Annotated in this window: 1 protein-coding gene; it reads left to right on the top strand. The window is 44.1% G+C overall.

Annotation, left to right across the window (positions count from 1 at the left end; translation table 11 throughout):
- On the top strand, positions 1-270 hold a 270-nt coding region (locus tag PVK70_RS18990; protein WP_130085823.1), incomplete at its 5' end, for an ISAs1 family transposase.
- Between the last annotated feature and the right edge of the window lie 16 nt (positions 271-286).

The raw sequence follows: 286 nt of genomic DNA, 5'->3' as shown, positions 1-286 counted from the left end.
GCAGAGCAGGCTGCTAATGCGGTTAGAGAGCATTGGGGTATTGAATCTATGCATTGGGTACTTGATGTTAGTATGAATGAAGATGCGTGTCAGATATACAAGGGGCATGGTGCAGAAAACGTAGCCTGCTTGCGCCATATGAGTCTGAATATGCTTCGAGAAGAGCCGACTAAACTCAGTATTGTCGGAAAGCAGAAACGCTGCATGATGAATACCTCTATGTTAGAGGCAGTATTAAACGCTGGTTTTAATAGTATGGCTAAAAACTAAACACTCATGCGGTCGC

Origin of the sequence: Aliivibrio sp. A6, from assembly GCF_028765505.1 — a bacterium.
Classification (GTDB): domain Bacteria; phylum Pseudomonadota; class Gammaproteobacteria; order Enterobacterales; family Vibrionaceae; genus Aliivibrio; species Aliivibrio finisterrensis_A.
This window is presented reverse-complemented; position numbering and strand designations above follow the sequence as displayed.